Annotated in this window: 18 protein-coding genes and 2 pseudogenes; 15 read left to right on the top strand and 5 right to left on the bottom strand. The window is 68.5% G+C overall.

Annotated elements, in window-relative coordinates; genetic code table 11:
• Positions 1 to 185 precede the first annotated feature (185 nt).
• Positions 186 to 335 carry a hypothetical protein gene (locus QMZ92_RS24365; RefSeq protein WP_283299605.1) on the top strand — a complete coding sequence of 50 codons (150 nt, stop codon included), beginning with the start codon at positions 186 to 188 and terminating at the stop codon, positions 333 to 335.
• Between the two features lie 160 nt (positions 336 to 495).
• Here QMZ92_RS24365 and QMZ92_RS24360 read toward each other — a convergent pair whose 3' ends face one another.
• Both QMZ92_RS24360 and QMZ92_RS24355 read right to left on the bottom strand, forming a co-directional pair.
• On the bottom strand, positions 496 to 969 hold the full coding sequence (locus tag QMZ92_RS24360; protein WP_283299604.1) for a GNAT family N-acetyltransferase: 474 nt from the start codon (positions 967 to 969) through the stop codon (positions 496 to 498).
• 70 nt (positions 970 to 1,039) lie between these two features.
• Entirely contained in the window at positions 1,040 to 1,294 is a 255-nt protein-coding gene (locus QMZ92_RS24355) for a hypothetical protein (protein ID WP_283299603.1), read from the bottom strand.
• A gap of 488 nt (positions 1,295 to 1,782) precedes the next feature.
• Between QMZ92_RS24355 and QMZ92_RS24350 the strand changes: the two are divergent.
• Positions 1,783 to 1,923 (top strand): annotated as a pseudogene (locus tag QMZ92_RS24350) (site-specific integrase); the annotation flags it as partial.
• Between the two features lie 670 nt (positions 1,924 to 2,593).
• On the opposite strand, the gene QMZ92_RS24345 reads toward QMZ92_RS24350, so the two are convergent.
• Positions 2,594 to 3,661, bottom strand: coding sequence for a PP2C family protein-serine/threonine phosphatase (locus tag QMZ92_RS24345; RefSeq protein ID WP_349307757.1), 1,068 nt, complete (start codon positions 3,659 to 3,661; stop codon positions 2,594 to 2,596).
• 494 nt (positions 3,662 to 4,155) lie between these two features.
• On the opposite strand from QMZ92_RS24345, the pseudogene QMZ92_RS24340 reads away from it, so the two are divergent.
• From QMZ92_RS24340 to QMZ92_RS24325, 4 genes and pseudogenes are all read left to right on the top strand, one after another.
• Positions 4,156 to 4,474 (top strand): annotated as a pseudogene (locus QMZ92_RS24340) (site-specific integrase); the annotation flags it as partial.
• Positions 4,475 to 4,648: 174 nt separating this feature from the next.
• Positions 4,649 to 4,978 carry a DUF5959 family protein gene (locus QMZ92_RS24335; RefSeq protein ID WP_283299601.1) on the top strand — a complete coding sequence of 110 codons (330 nt, stop codon included), beginning with the start codon at positions 4,649 to 4,651 and terminating at the stop codon, positions 4,976 to 4,978.
• Between the two features lie 787 nt (positions 4,979 to 5,765).
• Positions 5,766 to 6,251, top strand: a complete 486-nt coding sequence (locus QMZ92_RS24330) for a lactococcin 972 family bacteriocin (RefSeq protein WP_283299600.1) — start codon at positions 5,766 to 5,768, stop codon at positions 6,249 to 6,251.
• A 1,253-nt stretch (positions 6,252 to 7,504) separates the two neighbouring features.
• Positions 7,505 to 8,311 (top strand): hypothetical protein, encoded by an 807-nt coding sequence (locus QMZ92_RS24325; protein WP_283299599.1) that lies wholly within the window; start codon positions 7,505 to 7,507, stop codon positions 8,309 to 8,311.
• Positions 8,312 to 8,335: 24 nt separating this feature from the next.
• Here QMZ92_RS24325 and QMZ92_RS24320 read toward each other — a convergent pair whose 3' ends face one another.
• Positions 8,336 to 8,905: a GNAT family N-acetyltransferase gene (locus tag QMZ92_RS24320; protein ID WP_283299598.1), complete on the bottom strand. Its 570-nt coding sequence runs from the start codon at positions 8,903 to 8,905 to the stop codon at positions 8,336 to 8,338.
• Positions 8,902 to 9,669 carry a GntR family transcriptional regulator gene (locus QMZ92_RS24315; RefSeq protein ID WP_283299597.1) on the bottom strand — a complete coding sequence of 256 codons (768 nt, stop codon included), beginning with the start codon at positions 9,667 to 9,669 and terminating at the stop codon, positions 8,902 to 8,904. Before QMZ92_RS24315 ends, QMZ92_RS24320 begins: the two co-directional genes overlap by 4 nt.
• Positions 9,670 to 10,239: 570 nt before the next feature.
• Between QMZ92_RS24315 and QMZ92_RS24310 the strand changes: the two genes are divergently transcribed.
• The 9 genes from QMZ92_RS24310 (at position 10,240) to QMZ92_RS24270 (ending at position 17,666) form a co-directional block, all read left to right on the top strand.
• Complete coding sequence (locus tag QMZ92_RS24310; protein ID WP_283299595.1) at positions 10,240 to 10,509, top strand: DUF6284 family protein; 270 nt, start codon at positions 10,240 to 10,242, stop codon at positions 10,507 to 10,509.
• Complete coding sequence (locus QMZ92_RS24305) at positions 10,506 to 10,787, top strand: DUF6303 family protein (protein ID WP_283299594.1); 282 nt, start codon at positions 10,506 to 10,508, stop codon at positions 10,785 to 10,787. Before QMZ92_RS24310 ends, QMZ92_RS24305 begins: the two co-directional genes overlap by 4 nt.
• A complete protein-coding gene (locus QMZ92_RS24300; protein WP_283299593.1) occupies positions 10,784 to 11,644 on the top strand; it encodes a protein spdB in 861 nt (286 codons plus the stop codon). The genes QMZ92_RS24305 and QMZ92_RS24300 overlap by 4 nt, the downstream gene beginning before the upstream one ends.
• Positions 11,644 to 11,994 (top strand): RRQRL motif-containing zinc-binding protein, encoded by a 351-nt coding sequence (locus QMZ92_RS24295; RefSeq protein WP_283299647.1) that lies wholly within the window; start codon positions 11,644 to 11,646, stop codon positions 11,992 to 11,994. The genes QMZ92_RS24300 and QMZ92_RS24295 overlap by 1 nt, the downstream gene beginning before the upstream one ends.
• Positions 11,978 to 12,307 carry a hypothetical protein gene (locus tag QMZ92_RS24290; RefSeq protein ID WP_283299592.1) on the top strand — a complete coding sequence of 110 codons (330 nt, stop codon included), beginning with the start codon at positions 11,978 to 11,980 and terminating at the stop codon, positions 12,305 to 12,307. The genes QMZ92_RS24295 and QMZ92_RS24290 overlap by 17 nt, the downstream gene beginning before the upstream one ends.
• 105 nt (positions 12,308 to 12,412) lie before the next feature.
• Complete coding sequence (locus tag QMZ92_RS24285) at positions 12,413 to 14,539, top strand: FtsK/SpoIIIE domain-containing protein (protein ID WP_283299591.1); 2,127 nt, start codon at positions 12,413 to 12,415, stop codon at positions 14,537 to 14,539.
• A gap of 207 nt (positions 14,540 to 14,746) precedes the next feature.
• On the top strand, positions 14,747 to 15,211 hold the full coding sequence (locus QMZ92_RS24280; protein WP_283299590.1) for a hypothetical protein: 465 nt from the start codon (positions 14,747 to 14,749) through the stop codon (positions 15,209 to 15,211).
• A gap of 86 nt (positions 15,212 to 15,297) precedes the next feature.
• Positions 15,298 to 16,185 (top strand): bifunctional DNA primase/polymerase, encoded by an 888-nt coding sequence (locus QMZ92_RS24275; protein ID WP_283299589.1) that lies wholly within the window; start codon positions 15,298 to 15,300, stop codon positions 16,183 to 16,185.
• A 2-nt stretch (positions 16,186 to 16,187) separates the two neighbouring features.
• A complete protein-coding gene (locus tag QMZ92_RS24270; RefSeq protein ID WP_283299646.1) occupies positions 16,188 to 17,666 on the top strand; it encodes an AICE element replication initiation protein in 1,479 nt (492 codons plus the stop codon).
• Positions 17,667 to 18,245: the final 579 nt, after the last annotated feature.

Below are 18,245 nucleotides of genomic sequence, written 5' to 3'. Positions count from 1 at the left end.
AGCTGTGGGCTGCGGCGTGCGAACGGTACTTCGACCGGGCCCGGCGGCGCGCCGTCGAGCGGCGCTTCGGCCGGGCGGGCACGAACGGCTCACGTCGGCATGGCCTCCGTGCGCCGTTGATGCGCCGGGTCGAGTGGGCATGCAATGGGGAGAGGCGTCGAATGTGCGCCTTTGAGGAGGATCCCATGGCCGACTCCCCCACGACCGACCCGCGCCAGGAAGTGTCCGTCGAAGTGCCCCGGGAGCCGCGCCGGCTCCCGTTGCTCGGTGCCTGCGGCTGCGGCTCGGGCTGCGGCTGCGGCTGCCAGTCGGGCGCGCCGTGCCAGTGCGGCTGACCGTCCGTGCGCCCGATGGGCCCCGTCCGCGTGGACGGGGCCCATCGGCCCTGCCGGGCCCAACGGCCTGCCGGGGCGAACGGCCTCTCGTGATGAACGGCCGTCGGACGGCCCGGTGCGAGCGGCCGGAGCGGATCGCGCTACCGAGACCCATGGCCGCTCACGAGGCGGCAGCCAGGTCCAGTACCCCCACGGTCTGGCCACCACTCGTCTCGCCGGTGGTCCGGAAGCCCAGCTTCAGGTAGAACGCGCCGGGCCCGGCATCCCCCGGTTCCCAGGTCGTGAAGAGGCGGTCCCGTCCGCGCCGCCTGATCTCCTCGGCGACGGCGCGCACTGCGAAGCGCCCGTACCCGCGTCCCTGTCCGTCCGCGGCGATGTTCAGGCGCCACAGACCGCTGCGCCGGTCCTCGGGGTCCGCGGCCGGGTTCCACGCGATGTCGAGGAACGCCATGACGAAGCCCACGGGCCGGTCCCCGTCGACCATCAGCCGCGGCCAAGCCGTGTCGCCCCACGCGTACGCCTCGGCGAGCGAGACCGCGACCGGCTCGACGTTCCTCTCCTGCTCAGGCCGAACGCGCAGCCTGAGCGCGGCTTCCACGTTGTCCGGCGTGATTTTCTCCAGGCGCAAGGTCATACGCGCACGCCAACAACGAACCCTCCCCCGCCCGGGGGTGGTTCACTGCCGATCGCGCTGTCGCCCGTGCTCACCTCACGGCGACGAGGATGACCACGACGTCGTTGAAGTTCCTGTCGAAGTTGTCGTAGTACCGGTCGTAGTACCGATCGTGGTGCCGGTAGTCGCGGTAGTCGTCGTAGTAACCGCAGCCCCCGCCCCTCCAGTCGGAACATCCACGATCAGCCGTGACCTGGCTCGCGGCGTACGCCCCGGTTGCCGGCATCACTCCGAGTGCGAGCCCTGCGGCTCCTGCCGACAACGCGGCTACGATCCTGCGGCGCATTCCCATGCACCTCCGACCATAAAGAATTAATCAGACTTTCAGGGCATTTCCAGCGTCCTCCCCCTACGAGGACCTGTCAAAGAGAACGCCCTCGCAGTTCGTGCCGGACGACGGCCCTCACCTCGCCTGCCCCCGCATCCGGGCCGGTTGGCCCGGACACCGCGCCACGGCGGCCCCTGCCGGGCGCTTCCCCCACCCGCCGCTACCCCAGCAGCCGCGGAACGAGAGCGCCTCCGCTCCGGCACCCGTGGGCGCGGACCGAGCGGAGGCGCGGTCGTGAGAGCCGGGGTCTCGCCAGTGGCGGGCTCCAAGTCGACGACGGCGATGAAGCCGGTGGCCGGCTCGCGCTCATCTGCGGTGAGCCAACCGACCGGGTCGAGCTGCTGCCCCACACCCACCGCACGTGAACGCCCCGCGACCAGGCAATCCGGTTGAGGGCGTCGTCGTGCTTGCTGCCCGTCGACCACCGTGGTTCCCCACCGCTTCCCGTCAGGGCGCTTGCCGAGTACCTCGGGCACTCCGATCCGGGCCTGACCCTGAAGGTGTACGCCCACCTCATGCCGAGCAGTCGGGGGCAGGCGCGGAAGGCCCTCCGGCATGCACTGCGACCGCAGAAACCGGAGCACTGAGGGCCCAGAGTCGCCCCCGGGCCGTGAAAGGGCCTCCCACCCGCGCCATATGCGCAGTTGGGAGGCATGATCACCAGCCCTACTTCTTCTTGCCCTGGGTTTCGACCGTCCGGTTTTTGGGGCTGGTCAGTGGGGTGCTCACCTCAACTGACCGGCCGTAGGGCGGTCGTTGGTGGTCGTTGTCGGTCGTTGGTGGTTGACCTCGGAGGTTCCACAGAGGTTCCAGGATTCGGCCCGGCTCTGGGCCCGATCTGCTGCTATCGCTCGCGGCAGGGACCGCTAACGTCAGCGACCCCGCTAGCGACCAAAACCGCTGGTGACCAGCACGTTAGCGGTTAGCGTGCCATCTAGGCAGCCCCCGGAACCTGGTCCTTGAGCGCCCACGAGAGGGGCACTGCCGGACCGCTATCGGACCCTGGGCCGCTTGTCGCTTGTCTTGTCGCTTGTCGGCTCGCAGGTCAGAGCCCGTTTCGGACTCCCTCACAGTGCAGCCATGCCTTGTCGCAACAAGCGACAAGCGACAAGGCGCGGGCGCCAGCGGGATACCGGCGCCTCGGGGGTGGAGCAGGAAGGAGCGGCCTACGGCCGCTGTGACTGAGCGCTTCAGTTGGCGGGACTCGCCAGGCACCGCGCTCGGGACGTCGCCGGGAGATCACTGCGGTCTGTCACTTCAGGAGGCGCCAGCCGCGCCGGCTGCGTGTTTGCCTGCTTCTTCGTTGAGACGGTCGACGAGGAGCATCGCCGCATCGTCCGCCAGGCGGCCGGCGGTGTGGCGGATCAATCCGCGGTGCAGTTGTTCCAGGAACTCGTGCGGGGTGCAGGTGTGCACCGCCTCCATGGCTTCGGGCAGGGGGAAGAAGTCATTGCTGTCAGGGTTGCGGGCCTCGATCACGCCGTCGGTATACAGCAGCAGACGGTCGCCCGGTGCGAACGGATGGCTCTCCGCCTTGAGGGGAGGACCGGTGACGAGGTCTTCCAGGCCGAGGGGCGGCAGCGGTGAGGTGGGCATCAGGGCCTGAACCTTGCCCTGGTGCAGCACCAGCGGAGGCGGATGGCCGCGGTTGACCACCTGGACCTCGGGTGTGTCGGACACCTGGGCTACGAGCGCGGTGACGAACCCCTCCAGCAGAGTTTCCTGATCGACCGCACCGGGCACGGCGCTCTCCTGTCGCAGCGCAGCCGCGCAGTGGTTCATCACCTCCGCGAGTTCATCCTCGTAGCACGCGGTCACCCGGAACGCGCCCAGCACGGCTGCGGCCGCGCGCACGGCAGGCAGTCCCTTGCCCCGGACGTCCCCCACGATCAGCCGGACCCCGTACCGGGTCTGCACAGCCTCGTACAGATCACCACCGATCTGCGCCCCCGCCTCAGCCGCGAGGTACATGCTGGCCGCCCGCACCGGGCCCAGCCGGGCGGGTACCGGACGCAAGATGGCCTCCTGCGCTGCCACGGCGATCCGACGGACCTGGTCGAGCTCGCTCTGCCTGCGCGTACGCATGGCGTTGCTCATCGTGACACTGGCCAGGGACACCAGGAGGAGACTCACAATGTTGCTGTAGTACGCGAGGTCGTAGGCGGGGGAGACCAGGTCAGTGGCCAGAGCGAGAGCCGCTACCAACAGGATGCCTTTCGGGCCCATCGTCAACGCGGCCAGCGCGGGCATCGCGGTGAGAAAAGTGCCGGTGACCAGAAAGTGTGCAGGCGAGAGCTCGATGCCCAGCGCGACCAGTACGACCACGAACGGCACGCACTGCGCGACTCGGAAAAGGGCCCGGCTGTTACCGCCCACTCCTGGCGGAGGGGCTCCGTGGAAGAGCCTTCGCATGAGTACAGCCTGCCTCGGTGAAATTGGGTGTTCCACTCATCGCTCTCGCGGCCACCCGGGGCATCCGGGGCCCATGACCGACAACCCCCGGCGCGCTACTGCGCCCGTCAAGTACAGCGCTCCGGCCCGCCGACTCAACCGCTGATCCGCCAACTGAAGCGCTCAGTCACAGCCGCGCGTCCCTTGGCAGCCTGACCATGGTGCTCCTCTTGCTTGTGCGCGCGAGGACGGCAATCCAGGGGGCGACCGGACCTCCCCGCCCGGAATGCCATCCTGAGGGCCTTCCAAGGGGCAGACGGCAGGCTTGGGCGAGTGTCGCCGGGCCCGTTCCGCTCTACCCGACGCACCACGGCTCTTCAGGTGGGCGCGGGCGGCCGTGTGCACCGCGATCCCCCCGCCTGAAGAGCTTCGCCCCGCCCAAGGGCGGCAAGCTCCGGGACGTGCCGCTTCCCGGGCCGGTCGCTGATGCCCTGCGGGCTCACATGAAGCGGTTCCCGCCAGTCGACATCACCTTGCCGTGGAAGGTGGCAGACGGGCCTCTAGTCACCAAGCGGCTGATCTTCACCGGGCCGCGCGGTGAACATCGAGGCGCTTGCCGAGTACCTGGGCCATGCGGACCCCGGCCTGACGCTCCGCGTGTACGCGCACCTCATGCCCTCCAGCCGGAAACGGACCAGCAGAGCCGTGTCCGAGATCTATGTGAAGCGTCTGCACCCCGAACCGTGAGATCAGCCAGTGGTTCGGCAGGATGCTCGAACGCGGTTACTTCGGGGAGGGAATCCATGCACTCTGCGGATGACGTCATCAATTTGATCCATCTGGCCGACAGGCCCGGAACCAGTGGGCATAGTGTCTTTGTGCGCGTCCTGGGTCGCTATCAACCCGGGATCCTGACCGGCCATGCATGACCTCCTCGATTGCGAGATCGTCATCGTGGCTGAGGAGTCTCTCAACGCCTCCTTCGCTGTGACCCTCTTCCCTGAGGACCTGGAGGACTGGGAGGAGACTTTGGCGGGGCTGGAGGCCCGACGGTTCACGACGTGGCTCAACTCCGGGCGGACTCCTTCCATAAGGTTCAAGCCCCAGGAGAGCGGCGGGCTCTTGGTGTCCGTGCACGACGGGCCGTCGACTGGGATCACGGTCACTCTCCCGTTGTTCGTACTACCGCCGACGTGGGCCGCCGAGCAGCGCGACCTTCTCACTCGGGTGCGTGAGGTCTACCCCGGTTGAGGTGGTCGAGACGTCACCCGGTGCGTACGAGTGGCGGGGTGACCGCCGCTCCTGACGGCCCAGAGACGGCCCCAGCACAGCAACAAGCCCCCTCCCGGCGGAGAAACCGCAGGCAGGGGGCTTATTCGTGGGCGCTTACTTCTTCTTGCCCTGGGTCTGGCGGGCCCGTTTTTCGCCCCTGGTCAGCGGACCACGCACCTTAGCTGACCTGCGGTTGGGCCGTCGTTGTTGGTCGTTGTTGGTCGTCGTCGGTCGACCTCGGAGGGCCCAAACGGGGCCCAGCGAGGTCGCGTCCCGCGAGGTGGTGTAGGCGATCATGCGCCCTGCCGTCCGGCACCCGGCTCGCGATGATCTCCATGCCGGGCGCGGTACGCGAAGGAGCCCGGTCAGGCGCCGGGAGTGCCCCGACCGGTCGAAGCGCGGGGGATAGCAGCACCCGGTTGAGCGTTAACCGAGTCGCGGATAGTTCGCCGCGAGGCCATCGCCTGCGTCCGGGATCGCGCGAACGGGAAGGGGGCACGCCGACGCGATAGGCAAATCCGACCGTTAGGTATTGGCCAACCTTCAGTGCTGAAGGCGACGGATGGCTGAGGTGTCGGATCGGATGGATTTATCGAGATTATCGCCTTAAGGTGGGCGGCGATAAATGTTGTAATGTCCAGATGGTGACACAAAAGTCGATCAAGGAAGTTTTGAGCCAGCAGAACCGATTTACCTTTGCCGACGGGTGTGGATCTATGAAGGATCTCCCCCGTTCCCAACAAGGGAAAACAGGGGAGGGAATCTTGTGAAGATCGCCGGAAGAACCGTCGCTTTCGCCATCGTGGGGGCAGCCATTGCGGGTGTAGGCCTCGCGGCGCCAGCCGCCGCGGACGCGTCTACAACCGCCAGCGCCTCCGGAGCCATCGTAACCGTTCACCACCGCGGGGACGGCATCCAGCCTCCTGCAGATCTGGGCAACCCCTCTGAATGGGGTGTGGTGACGTTCAAGATGGACGCTTCGGCGGATTCGGTTGGTGCGCTGTCGGAGGCGTGCGTCAACCCGTCCAGCGGTGGCACCTGGTGTTACGGATGGTATACAACAGAGGTCAGCCCCGGGGTATTTCATAAGCGCTGCTACTCGAATTATTACCACCTGACGAAGGGCCACTCGTCCACGGTGAAGATCGCGGGCGGTACACATCGCGCTTGGGCTGCAGCCCGCAGCACCTCTCAAGCGAGCCTCACCGGGGGGCATGGCTACACCTGCTACACCTACTACAGCGTCGACTAGGTTCTGGCTGCAGAACCGAGCGGTGGAACCTCGGAAGGTGAGATAGGTTGGTGAGTCGTTCTTGGGCTGTTCGGCGGCCCGCACAGCCCAAGAACGGCACCACCTTCAACTCGGACTTTCGTCACTGAACGGGGAAGAGACATCATACGCTTTACGTGTTCTCGCGTTGTGTCGGCCACCGTGTCTCTCGCGGCGGGTGTGTTACTTGGCCTAGTGGGCCCCGTTGCCGGAAAATGGGATAACCCCGTTTGTGTCGCCCTGAGTATTGTCTTTTCTAGCGGTTGGCCATGGGCCTGCTATGCATTACTGGTGGGCTATTTCAGCCGATCCAAAATCGAGTCGGCATTGCTCGCATCTTTGGGATTGACTGTCGGCGTAGTCGCGTACTACCTGTTTAAGGATGCGAGCCCCTCTATTCCGGCCGGTACGGAGTTCGCCACCTCCATTCCGGAGGGAATGGAATCTGGCGCCTCCAGTGGGGGGCAAATGCTCGTGTGGGGAATAGCGGCTTTCGCATTTGGTGCGCCTGTGGGGCTCGTGGGGAAAGTAGCACGAACACCCGGAGTCGGCGGCCTTTTGTTCCGTCTGCTTGTCCCGTTAATCGCCTTTTTTGAAGCGACTCAGCGATTGAGCGTAGAGGCGGACTCGCAGGGTCCGGTTTTCGCCATGACCTGGAACGCAACTCGCGCCGCAGCATGCGTCGTCGCCGTGGCTCTCATAGGACACACGGTGTGGAGTTGGCACCTTCGGCGTAGCCGAACTGACGGGCGAGCGGAAGCTCCCGCGTCTGCACGGCGTCGCTGACGCTTCGTTCTGACGCTATCCATAGAGTCCGAAAATTCAGAGCTGATACGTCGCACGTTCTGCCCTCACGAGCGTGAAGCGTACGGGCATCGAGGGATGGCGTCCCGCCGGGTGGTGCAGCCGATCAGCGGACCGGAACTCGCAGGTCACGCTGAGCACTTCGACCGGTCGGGGCACTCCCGGCGCCTGACCGGGCTCCTTCGCGTACCGCGCCCGGCATGGAGATCATCGCGAGCCGCGTGCCGTACGTCGAGGCGCATGATCGCCTACACCACCTCGCGGGACGCGACCCCCAGCGAGGGCCCGGCGATGTCACCTCGGACCTCACTCACGAAGAGGAGCAGCCTCGCCAGACGCGTGTGCGCAGCCATCCCTCATATCCCTACCGTGGCTGATCAACTTCGCCCGCCGCAGGACCTGTTGTCAGTGGAGGCTGCCAGAATCAGGGCATGAACGCAGCTTCCGTTCCGTTCCAGGAGATCTTGCAGAACCCCGACAACTACTCGCACGATGACTTCGCCCGCGCCCGCGCTGAGAAGGTTCTGGCCGTCAGCGCCACCCTTCTACATCAACGGGGGCACGAGGACATCGCTGCTCTGCTGGCGCAGGCCGACTTCTGCGACTTGGAGTACCAGGAGGAGGACTGGGGGAAGCCTTGGTTCGAAGTCGTACTCGACCTCGATCACCCCCAGCTAGAGCGCTTCACCGAAGAGGTGCAACAGCGCGCGTTGTCAGCCATGCAAGAGGTCTGTGACCGAGAAAACTTTGGCGTCTCGGGTCTGCGGGCACGCGCCATTCTGCCCGAGGTGGGGGCCAACTGGCGGGAGCAATTGGCGGCCGGTGGCAAGGCGCGCCCTTCCAACCACGCCCGCAAGGTGCGGATTGGGCAAGCTCATCCGCAAGCTGACGGTTTGCACCTCACGAACGAGTGGGAGTGGCGTGTCTACGCCGTCCTGCGTGAGCGGCAGCAAGAACTCCCAGACAACGACACGATAGGAATCGTCCCTCTCAGCGCGATGAAGGTGCGTGACCACGTTTTCGAGCCGGACCTGCTGGTCACCTACAGGGGATACGTAGGAGTGATCGAGGTTGACGGGCCGCATCACAAGGGCCGTAGCTCTGACGACAAGAGCAGGGAACGGCTTCTTCGTCATGCAGGGGTCAAGTACATCGACCGCATCGACGTTCGCGACGCAAGCGCGAAGGAGGAGGTCGAGAAGTTCGTCACCGACTTCCTCCGCCACCTCATCGGGTAGGCCGGGCAGTCGTGCGACTCCCGTTTAAGTTGCGAACGGGAGTCGCTCGGGCGCTGGCGTACGGTCCGTGAATCCATGGTCTGCCGGCCGTGCGGCTCGCTGCGCAAGCCACCCGGAGACACGCGGCCCGCCGTTCACCGCAGTGCCCTCCCGGACCGTGCGGACGTGCGTGAAGCCTCGGGTGGTGTAGTACCGCTGGAGCGCCTCATTTGTCGTCCAAGCGTCCAGGCGAACCCAACGGGCGCCCGCCCGGTACGCTCGTTCACCTGCCCAGTCGAGCAGCCGAGTGCCGATGTTCCGTCCGGCGTACTCCCGCGCGACGGTGAGCTTATTGACGAACATCGCCGGTTCGGCCAGTTCCTCGTCAGTCCACAGCCCGTCTTCGGCGTCCGGGGTCAGGGTGATGGTGCCGGCAGTGGTGTGCCCGTCGCGCAGCATGAACACGGTGCCCGCCTCGATCGTGGCCAGCAGCTTGTCAGCCGGGTACGGACGGCTCCACTGATCGGACCCGAGACCGCGCAGCCAAGCTGCGGCCTCCTCGCGGAAAGCCAGCAGTATTGATACGTCGTGCGGCTCTGCGGGGGTGACGATCACTTGTCTTCGCTCCGGGCGGCTAGGTCGCCAATCTCGTAGTTCATCCGGTTCAGGTCCCCCCGGAACGTCGTGATGGTGCACCGGATGGGGCGGTCTACTGAGTAGCCTGTTCGAGTCCAGAGCATCACCGGCACACCCGCTCCGATCTCCAAGAGTCGCGCTTCCTCCGGGGTGGGCATTCGTGCCGCGATCTCGTCGAAGTACCCGACCTGCTCGATACCCTGCGCAGCCAGGTACGACGTTGTGCCCTCTTTGATGTCTCCAGGCTCAGCGAGTCTCGGCGACGCGTCGACCAGCCACGCTGGATAGTAGGTCGCCTGCGTGGACCATGGAACGTCGTCCACGTAGCGATGACAGAACCGCAGTACCGTCTTCGTACTTGGCTCGATCTTCAGTCGTCCAGCGATCTCCTGCGACGCCGGCAGCATCTCGACACGGAACGTCTGGTGCGGCCGGCGCCCAGCGTTCGTCACATCTGTGTTGTACGCGTCGCCGTTCTGCGGAAACGTCAGGTTTTCGAAGCGGGACGCGTTGAGCTCGAACACCTCGTGCGACTTGACCTCGTACCCCAGTCCCTGACTGGACGAGATCAGCCCCTCACTGACCAGTAGCCTCAGCCCGTTGCGGATGGTGTTCCGCGACGCGTCGAAGCGCTCCTGTAGGTCGTTCTCAGAGGGCAGCCGCGATCCAGGTGCATGGGTGCCGTTGACGATCTCGCGGCGCAGGACGTCGGCCACTTGCCGGTACTTCGGCTGCTTGTTCATGGCCCCATCATGACGTACTCGCGCAACTTGTTGGTACATGTGGCCCCTAACCCCTTGACGTCTCACTGTCCGTCAGTGCAGCATCACTGCATCAGCTTGTACCAACAAGTTGAGCATGTGGTGCAACACCTCCAAGTGTGCCTACCTGCGCGAAAACTGAAAAGCGTGATCCGCCATGGACTTAACGGCCGTGACCATGCCGGCCTAGATGAGCGGAGACCAGTCGGTCACCTCCCGTCAGGGACACGAACCGACTCAAAAGACCGGATCTGCCCAAGGGCATGCACGCCACGCGAAGAGACCGAGATGCGATTCCTCGGAGGAGCGGGACTGAGGCACAGATCCATATCGCGCAGTACGGGCCGTCACCTCCCGCAAAAGGTGTCCGGCGCGGCTCAGGCCCGCGTACCTCCGACCCTCGCCGCATCGCGCGGCGGCCGGTTGCCTCCGCCGCTCGTCTCGTACGAGCGGCGTTGAGGGGAGCCGGAACCGACTCCAACGGCAAGCGGCTCCCGGGTGGCACCCCGGGAGCCGCGACGGGCCGTTCCTCGCTGGAAGGAACCACGACCCATGGACCACATCGTCACTGTTCAGGACGCTGTTACCGCGTTCGCCGACTTCATGGAGCCGACGAACACCGAGCTGGACGCGATCGAGCGGGAGATGCCCGTCATCCTGGCGGGCATCGAGCTGCTGGACGCGCACATCGTCACCCTCGACCGCACGCCGACCGAGCTGGACACCCGGCGCATCCGCCGGGCCCGCCGCCGCGCGCTCGCCGCCCGCGTCGCCATGCTCAACCGCACCGCCGACGCGAGCCTTCCCGGGGGTGCGGCGTGAAGACGCTGACCGCGCAGATGTCGAGCGACGGCAGCGCGTGGCGTCTGTACGTCGTGCTGTACGGAGTGCCGGACTGGCCGACCTTCCGGTGGGAGCGGTCCGGGCCGGTGCCCACCGGGGCGGAGCGCCGGGCGGCGCTGGCCGCCCTCGGCTACGAGGTGGCGCCGGACGCGGCGTGGTCCTGGACGGAGGACAGCCGGGACCCCGACGACGACTCCACGCCGGTCGTTCTGATCTCGGCCGTCGCGGTGCGCGAGCAGGAAGGGGCCACCGCATGAGGGCCAAGACCGTACTGCCGGCCGTCGCGATGACGGCTGTGTCCATGGTGCTCACCCTCGCGGTGGTGGTGATGTGGCTCGGTTCGGCGATGCCGTGGCTGGTCGCGCTGGTCGTCGGTCTCGGTATCGACGGCGGTTGGCTGGCCACCCTCGCCTATGAACGGCGTCTGGCCGCGCAGGGTGACCACAACCGCACGGTGACCGCCGTCGGCTGGTCGTTCGGCGTCCTCGCCACCGCCGTTCTGGTCGCGCACGCGCTGAGCGTCGAGCACTCCGCCGGGGCGTGGCTGGCCGTGGCGTGGCTGCCGCTCGCGGCCAAGGCCCTGTGGCTGGTCCATGGCCTGTGGGAGCGCACCGCGCTCACCCCGGTCGCCCTGGACGCGATCCGCGGGATCCAGCAGGAAGCGCGCGACGAAGCGGCCGTAGCCCGCGCCCGACTGCGCGCCGAAGCGGCCACCGAGGAGACCCGGCTGACGGCCGTGACGGAGGCCGGGGCCCGCGTCGCACGCGTCCAAGCCAAGACCGCGCAGACGCTGTCCGGGGCGTGGTCGACGCTGGAGACGGCCCGCGCCGGTGAGGAGACCGGCAGGGCGCTCACCAGCGTGACGGCCCGCGTCACACCCGGTGTCACACCCCGCTGGGAACTCCCCGTGTGGGGGCCCACCGAGCCGCTGACGCCCCGCTCGCTGGAGGCCGCGCCGGCGCTCACCGATGACGCCCTGGACGTCATCGTCGACGACATCCGCACCAGCGAGACCCCGGCTCTCTCCTACCGGGAGATGGCTGCCCGCTTCCGGGCCGCCGGTCACTCCGCCTCCGAGGTGCGCCTTCGGGCTGCGTGGAAGCGCGTGGCGTGATGGGGGCGCTGCCGGTGTACCGGTGGCGCCTGGCCCCGGACGGCTACGCCACGCGCCGTCAACTCCGCGCCCTGGGCCTGCGGCCCGGTGGTCAGGACGTGGCCGCGCAGTTGGAGCGCCCCCGCCGCCGGCGGGGGCCGCTGGTCGCCTACCTGTACCGCGTCGACCTCGCCCTACCGGTCCGGCCCATGACGCCCGCCCGGCGGGCGGCGCTGGCCGCGGCCAACCGGGCGCGCCGCACCTGCCCTTCCTGCCGACGCGATGCCGGATACGTCATCCCCACCGCGCTGGGCACGTGCGTGCCCTGCGCCGACCCCGGCCCGCACGGGCCCGATGGGAGCACCCTGTGAGCAACGCCGACTGCGCCGCCTGGACCGCGAGATTCGAGCGACCACGAAGAAGTTGGAAGCGGTTCAGCGGGGTGAGTTGTGGCCGCTGAACGGGCGTGAGCGCCGCGCTCTGCTCCGCGCCGCCGCCGGCGGCGCCTACCGCGTCGCCCGGGGCCGCAGCACCGGCCGCGCCGAGACGCAGATGGAGTCCACCAGCAGCGCCGCCGAGACGCGGCTGAACGCGGAACTGTCCGCCCTGTACGCCGAGCGGCTGCGGCTCATCAACGACGCCGCCCGCGCCAAGGCCGCCAAGAAGTCGTCCGGCTGGTGGTGACCAGCCCCGTCACGCGCCGGGGTGGCCGCCTCTTCCTACGGATACGGCCACCCCGGTTCTCCCTCCCTCCCGCCCCCGCTGGGGGCAGTCAGGAGATCTCCCAGCATGTCTGAGAACGTCGTTCACCTCTACAAGCACACGAACCCGCCCGCCGAACCCGCGACCGGCGACACGGCCCCGACCGTGCTCACCGTCGTCCCGGACGCGCCGCCCGCGCGGCCGGTGCCGCTGTGGGTGCGCTCCGGCCGCGCCGTGAAGCACGCGGTCACGCACGAGCGCACCCGGTCGGCCGGCCGCGCCATGGTTCGGCACGGTCTGTACACGTTCAACGGCGGGCGGATCGTGGCCCGCCGTGCGTGGGACGGCCGTACCGGCTCGCGGTATGAGCGGATGATCCGGGCGGCGGAGGCCGCGGGGAACCTGGAGGCGGCGGAGGAGTGGGAGGAGCGGTTGCAGCGCTTCCGCGCCGCCCGTCACCACCGCCGCATGGACCTCCTGCACTCCCCGGTGGACGCCGCCAAGGGCGTAGCCGTCGGTGCCGGCATGAGCGTCGGTGTGCTGGTCGCCCTCGGCATCGTCATGGCCCTCAACAGTGGCCAGGCCGGGGACGTCGTCACGCCGCTGTCCGCGACCATCGACTTCATCGCCTTACTGATCCGGATCGTGCAGGTGGTGTGGGGCCCGGCGATCACGATCGGCCCGTTCCTCGCGCTGCTCGCCCTGTGGTCGGTCGGCCGTAAGCAGCACGCCGCCCCCGCCTGGGCGCTCCCGGCGAACGTCCGCTCGGGCGAGGGGGAGCCGATCACGCCGTCCATCGTGGTCAAGGCCCTCCGAGACCTGGGCGTCCCGGCGCTGGCGCGGGCCATCAAGGAGATGGGCGACGCCGGCGCGTCCATGCTCGGGCCGATCACGATTGCCGGATGCGGCGTGGAGGTCGACGTGACGCTTCCCTCGGGGGTGTCCACCAACGAGGTGCAGAGCAAGCGCCGCAAGCTCGCCGAGAACCTCACTCGGCACGAGCACGAGGTGTTCATCACGATCCCGCAGGCCGCGCGGACGGTGCGGCTGTGGATCGCCGACAGTGGGGCGCTGGATGAGCCGATCGGCCCCTCCCCGCTGGTCACCGACGACACGATGACCGCCGACTACACCAAGGGCAAGGCGCCGTGGGGTCAGGACCTGCGCGGCGACGCCGCTGCCCTGTCCCTGTATCAGCGCCACCTGCTCATCACGGGCCTGTCCAATCAGGGCAAGACCGTGGCCCTGCGCTCGCTGGCCCTGTGGCTGTCGCTGGATCGCTCGGTGCAGTTCCTCATGGGGGACCTCAAGGGTGTGGGTGACTGGGCCATGTTCGATGGGCTCGCCACGACGCTGATCCAGGGGCCGACGGATGAGCACGTGATCCAGGTGACGGAGATGGTTGAGGGTGCGGTGGACGAGATGAACCGCCGTATCCAGGCCCCGCCCGGCACCACCTTCCCGCCGCTCATCGTGCTGGTGGATGAGGCGCAGGTGGCGTTCATGTGCCCGGCCAAGGACGCCGACAAGCGCCCCTATGGCGGGTCCAAGGCGAACTCCCGGTACTTCATGGCCGTCCGGAAGATCCACAACCAGGGGCGTGCGGTGAACGTGCTGATGTGGCAGGGCACTCAGGACCCGACCAACGAGAACCTGCCCAAGCTCGTGCGCGAGGGTGCGCACACCCGCGCGTCCCTCGCCCTGGGCACGGAGTCGCAGGCCCGCATGGCGCTCGGGGACAAGGCCGTCGACGGCGGGGCCGCACCGAACCTGCTCCGGCCCGGCCTGGACCGGGGCACGCTGGTGGTCGCCTCCGACGGGATCACCATCCCGGCCGGTCAGTCGTCCATCACGGTGCGCACGCACTATATCGATGACGACGCCGCCACCGCGATCACCGACCGGGCCAAGGCACTGCGGGACGGCATCACCACGCTGCACGCCATCGAGCGGGGCCAGGAGCATGACTCGCTCGCCGACATCGCCGCCGTCGTCGGCGACGCGCCCCGCGTCCGCACCAAGGACGTCCTCGCCCGGCTCGCCGCACGCAACCCGGGCGCGTACGGCGGTTGGTCGTTCCTCGACCTCAAGCGCGTCTTGGACGACGCCGGCGCCGGGCCGTACAAGTCCGACGGCGTCATGTGCGTGGCCCGGGACCGCGTCGCCCGCGCCCTGACCGACCGCGACACCGAGGGTTCCGCTTCCGCCGACTGACGACAGGGAGCCAACCGCCGACGGGTCAGGGAGACAGGGAGAACTCCCTGAACACCTCCCTGACCCGCCTCCCTGGCCCTGACCTGCCCGAATGATCGTGCAGGGAGTCAGGGAGGCACGCAGGTCAGACCCTCCAAACACCCCTCCGTACGGCACTCCGAAGGGGGTGCCGTTGCCTCCCTGGCCTCGCGCCGGAAGGGATTCCGCATGTACCCCGAACACGCCCGCCGAGTGCCCGCCGAGCGGTCCGTGACCGCCTATCACCCGACCCCGCTCCCGCCCGCCGTCGTCCAGCCGGCACCGGTCGTCCCCGTCCAGCCGGGCACCGTTCCGGCGGTGGCGAGCATCGTCCTGCCGGACGGCCGCACCGTCACCGGCTACGCCATCGACCACCCGCAGCCCGCGCCCGTCGTTGCGAAGCCGGCCGTCTCCCGCACGGCGGTGAACGTCGCCCTCGGGGGCGTCGGGTTCCTCGCGGTGTGCGGCGGCCTGCTGCTGCTCACCTCGTTCATCGCCGCGCTGACCGCGTTCGTCACCCAGCTCATCATCCTGGCGGCCGTCGTCTTCGGCGGCTGGATCGCCGTCCAGGTACTCGGAGCCGGCGGCCACCGCGGCGGGACCACGGTGAACATCCGCCGGGCCGTCTTCAAGCGCAACCACTTCCACGGCTAGCTACGCCAAGGGCGGCCCCCCTCTCGCCAAAGACCGGGGCCGCCCTTGTCCACCTGCCATCACCTGACCTGTGGAGGTCTCCCAGCATGACCCAACCCACCACCATCCGGCGAGTGCCCGGCCCCCGGCCGCGGCTGCCCGAACTCCTGCAGATCGTGCTGACGCTGGCCGCGACCGGGGTGCCGGTGCTGCCCCTGCGGGCGGGGAAGGTGCCGTTCGGCAACTGCCGCCGCTGCGCGGGCAACGTGTGCGGTGGCCGGCCGAACATGAAGAGCGCGGGCCCGTGCCGGTGCCCCGGTGTCTGCCACGCGTGGGCCGCCGCCACCACCGACCCGGCCGTCCTCACCTCCCCGGCCTGGACGGCCGCATGGCGCCGTGCCGTCACCGTGGCCTACCACCCCGGCGGCGCCGGTCTGACCGTGGTGGACCTGGACGACGCGGCGGCCGTCGCGTGGGCGCGCGAGACCCTGCCCGTTACCCGGATCGTGCCGACGACGCGCGGTGAGCACTGGATCTACCGGGGCACCATGTCGTCCCACAACGCGGTGCGCCCCGGTGTCGACATCAAGTCGACCATGGCCTATGCCCGCTACCTCGGCCCGGGCACCGGCACGATGGCCGATCTGCCAGACGTTGTCCGCGCGCTGGCCGTCAAGGAACCCTCCCCGGTCCGCCCGGCGCCGCAGGCCGTCGTGGTGCCGGCACGAGCCGGGAACGGGGAGTGCCCGCACCGCACCCCCGCATACCTGGACCGTGGCATCGCCATGGCGGAGCAGCGCATCACGGAGGCACGGAGCGCGGTGCACGCGACCGTGTTCCGGACGTTCCTGGCCGTGCTGTCGACGCACGGCCGGTGCGGCTGCCTCACCGACACCCACATCGCCCGGCTGTTCACCGCTGCGCAGAGCAAGGGTGAGACGGCCCGGCACTGCATGGACGCGTGGACCAACGCCCGCACGACGTTGGGACTGTGACCATGTCCGACGACGACAAGAACCCCGCGCGCGAGATCATCACCGACTACGCGCAATCCCACTTCCGGTACTTCCGCACCGCGGATGGGACCGTGTACGCGCAGCGCAACGGCCACCCCGTGGCCCGCCCCATCCGCTCCCAAGGCACCACGGGCAGTCACCGGCAGGAACTCATGGTCGGACTGTTCAAGGACGGCATCGGCGTGTTTAACGGCACCGCCATGAAGGAAGCACTCGACCTGATCGAAGCGCTCGCGCTGACCGAGGACGTGCAGCCCGTGCACATTCGCGTCGCCCCCGGATTCGACGGAGCCACCTGGCTGGACCTGGGACGCAGCGACGGGCAGTCGGTGCGCATCCACCCCACCGGATGGGACCTCGCCGTCCCCGACCCACAGGAAGTCTGCTGGCGCCGCACCCAGCTCACCGGGGAACTGCCCCTCCCGGCCAAGGACACGAACCGCAAGGGCATCGACCTGCTGATGCGGCTGTGTAACTTCGCCACCGCGGAGACCGAGTGCCTGGCCATCGCGTGGCTCATCGGCTGCCTGGGACCGGCCGTGCCCGTCCCCGCCCCGTTCCTCACCGGCCCCCAGGGCGCGGGCAAGTCCACCGGTGGGCGGATGCTCGTGCGGATCATCGAGGGCATGACCGGGGACCTGCGCCGGGCCCCGAAGGACGAGGAGAACCTGATCACGGCGGTGGCTGCCGGATGGGTCACCGCCCTGGACAACCTCTCCCACATGACGCCGGAACTGTCCGACGCGATGTGCTGCATCGTGACCGGGGCGGAGAACGTCAAGCGTGCCCTGTTCACCGACGGGGACGTCTTCCGCATCGGCTACCGCCGCCCCCTGCTCCTCACCGGCATCGATGTGGGTGTCATCCGCCCCGACCTCGCCGAACGGCTCCTCCCCCTGCGGCTGGAACGCCCCCGCGTCCGCCGTACGGAGGCGGAACTGTGGTCCGACTTCGCCGAGGTGCTGCCCGTCATCCTCGGCTCGCTCCTGGACCTCACCGTGCAGGTACGCGCCGCGGAGGCGGACATCCCGACTGACCTGCGCATGGCGGACTTTGCGCACCTGTGCGCGCAGCTGGACGCGGCCACCGGGCTGGGAGCTCTCGCCGCCTACCGGGCCAGCCTGGACGACCTCAACGACGACGTCATCGAGGGCGACCTGTTGGCACAGACGGTGCTCAAGCACGCCGCCGGCATCGACCCGGGCACCGAGCAGCGAATGACGTCCGCCGAATGGCTGCACAGCCTCACCGGCCTCTACACCGGCGAGGAATGCCGCCCCCTGCCCAAAGGGTGGCCGACCACGGGCAAGGTGCTCTCCGACCGCCTCAAGCGCCTTCAGCCCACCCTCGCCGCCCGCGGCGTCCTCATCGACTGGGGACGCACCAACACCTCCCGCCACATCGAGATCGCGCGGCCGGCCGCCGCGCCGCCCTCGCCGGAGCAGGAAGCGGCCTTCTGACCGGCCGGCACCGAGACCGCCCGCACAAGCAAGAGGAGCACCCGGCCGCGCGTGCTCCTCTTGCTGTTCGGCGGCAGCGCCGCCCTGTAAGGGGCGCGCCGCGCAGCGGCTCCCTCTTCACTCTCTGAGCCGCGCCCTACAACAGACACCACCCTCTCTTTGTCCTAGGTAGGAAGACGCTGCGTCACCTGCGTCACCCACACCTCGAAAACGGCCAGTGACCTGCCGAAACAGCGGTGACGCAGACCGCCGATTCCTGCGTCACCCCGCGTCACCTGCGTCACCCACACCTCGAAAACGGCCAGTGACCTGCCGAAACAGCGGTGACGCAGACCGCCGATTCCTGCGTCACCCCGCGTCACCTGCGTCACCCGGTGACGCAGGCATGCGTCACCGGGTGACACACCCCCAGGGTCCTGCGTCACCGCGAAACCGCAGGTCAGCAGCGCAGCGCGCCTTCGGCGCGCGCCGTGGGCGTGGTAAATCCCGTGGCGTGCGCCGGGGGTGCTTCTGTCTGCCCTGACGTGAGTTGCTACGGGTCCGGGACGCTGGAGGGGTTCGTTCCGGCCGAAACCGAGG

It is taken from the genome of Streptomyces sp. HNM0645 (assembly GCF_030056615.1).
GTDB classification, from domain to species: Bacteria; Actinomycetota; Actinomycetes; order Streptomycetales; family Streptomycetaceae; genus Streptomyces; species Streptomyces marianii.
Note: the sequence above shows the minus strand (reverse complement) of the source record. Positions and strands in the feature narration are given on the sequence as shown.

Coding starts and splice junctions, on each gene's coding strand:
- QMZ92_RS24335 (WP_283299601.1), top strand. CDS start 4,649: ATGCATGACCTCCTCGATTGCGAGATCGTCATCGTGGCTGAGGAGTCT.
- QMZ92_RS24360 (WP_283299604.1), bottom strand. CDS start 969: ATGACCTTGCGCCTGGAGAAAATCACGCCGGACAACGTGGAAGCCGCG.
- QMZ92_RS24300 (WP_283299593.1), top strand. CDS start 10,784: ATGAGGGCCAAGACCGTACTGCCGGCCGTCGCGATGACGGCTGTGTCC.
- QMZ92_RS24365 (WP_283299605.1), top strand. CDS start 186: ATGGCCGACTCCCCCACGACCGACCCGCGCCAGGAAGTGTCCGTCGAA.
- QMZ92_RS24275 (WP_283299589.1), top strand. CDS start 15,298: ATGACCCAACCCACCACCATCCGGCGAGTGCCCGGCCCCCGGCCGCGG.
- QMZ92_RS24355 (WP_283299603.1), bottom strand. CDS start 1,294: ATGCGCCGCAGGATCGTAGCCGCGTTGTCGGCAGGAGCCGCAGGGCTC.
- QMZ92_RS24285 (WP_283299591.1), top strand. CDS start 12,413: ATGTCTGAGAACGTCGTTCACCTCTACAAGCACACGAACCCGCCCGCC.
- QMZ92_RS24270 (WP_283299646.1), top strand. CDS start 16,188: ATGTCCGACGACGACAAGAACCCCGCGCGCGAGATCATCACCGACTAC.
- QMZ92_RS24290 (WP_283299592.1), top strand. CDS start 11,978: ATGGGAGCACCCTGTGAGCAACGCCGACTGCGCCGCCTGGACCGCGAG.
- QMZ92_RS24280 (WP_283299590.1), top strand. CDS start 14,747: ATGTACCCCGAACACGCCCGCCGAGTGCCCGCCGAGCGGTCCGTGACC.
- QMZ92_RS24325 (WP_283299599.1), top strand. CDS start 7,505: ATGAACGCAGCTTCCGTTCCGTTCCAGGAGATCTTGCAGAACCCCGAC.
- QMZ92_RS24315 (WP_283299597.1), bottom strand. CDS start 9,669: ATGAACAAGCAGCCGAAGTACCGGCAAGTGGCCGACGTCCTGCGCCGC.
- QMZ92_RS24310 (WP_283299595.1), top strand. CDS start 10,240: ATGGACCACATCGTCACTGTTCAGGACGCTGTTACCGCGTTCGCCGAC.
- QMZ92_RS24295 (WP_283299647.1), top strand. CDS start 11,644: ATGGGGGCGCTGCCGGTGTACCGGTGGCGCCTGGCCCCGGACGGCTAC.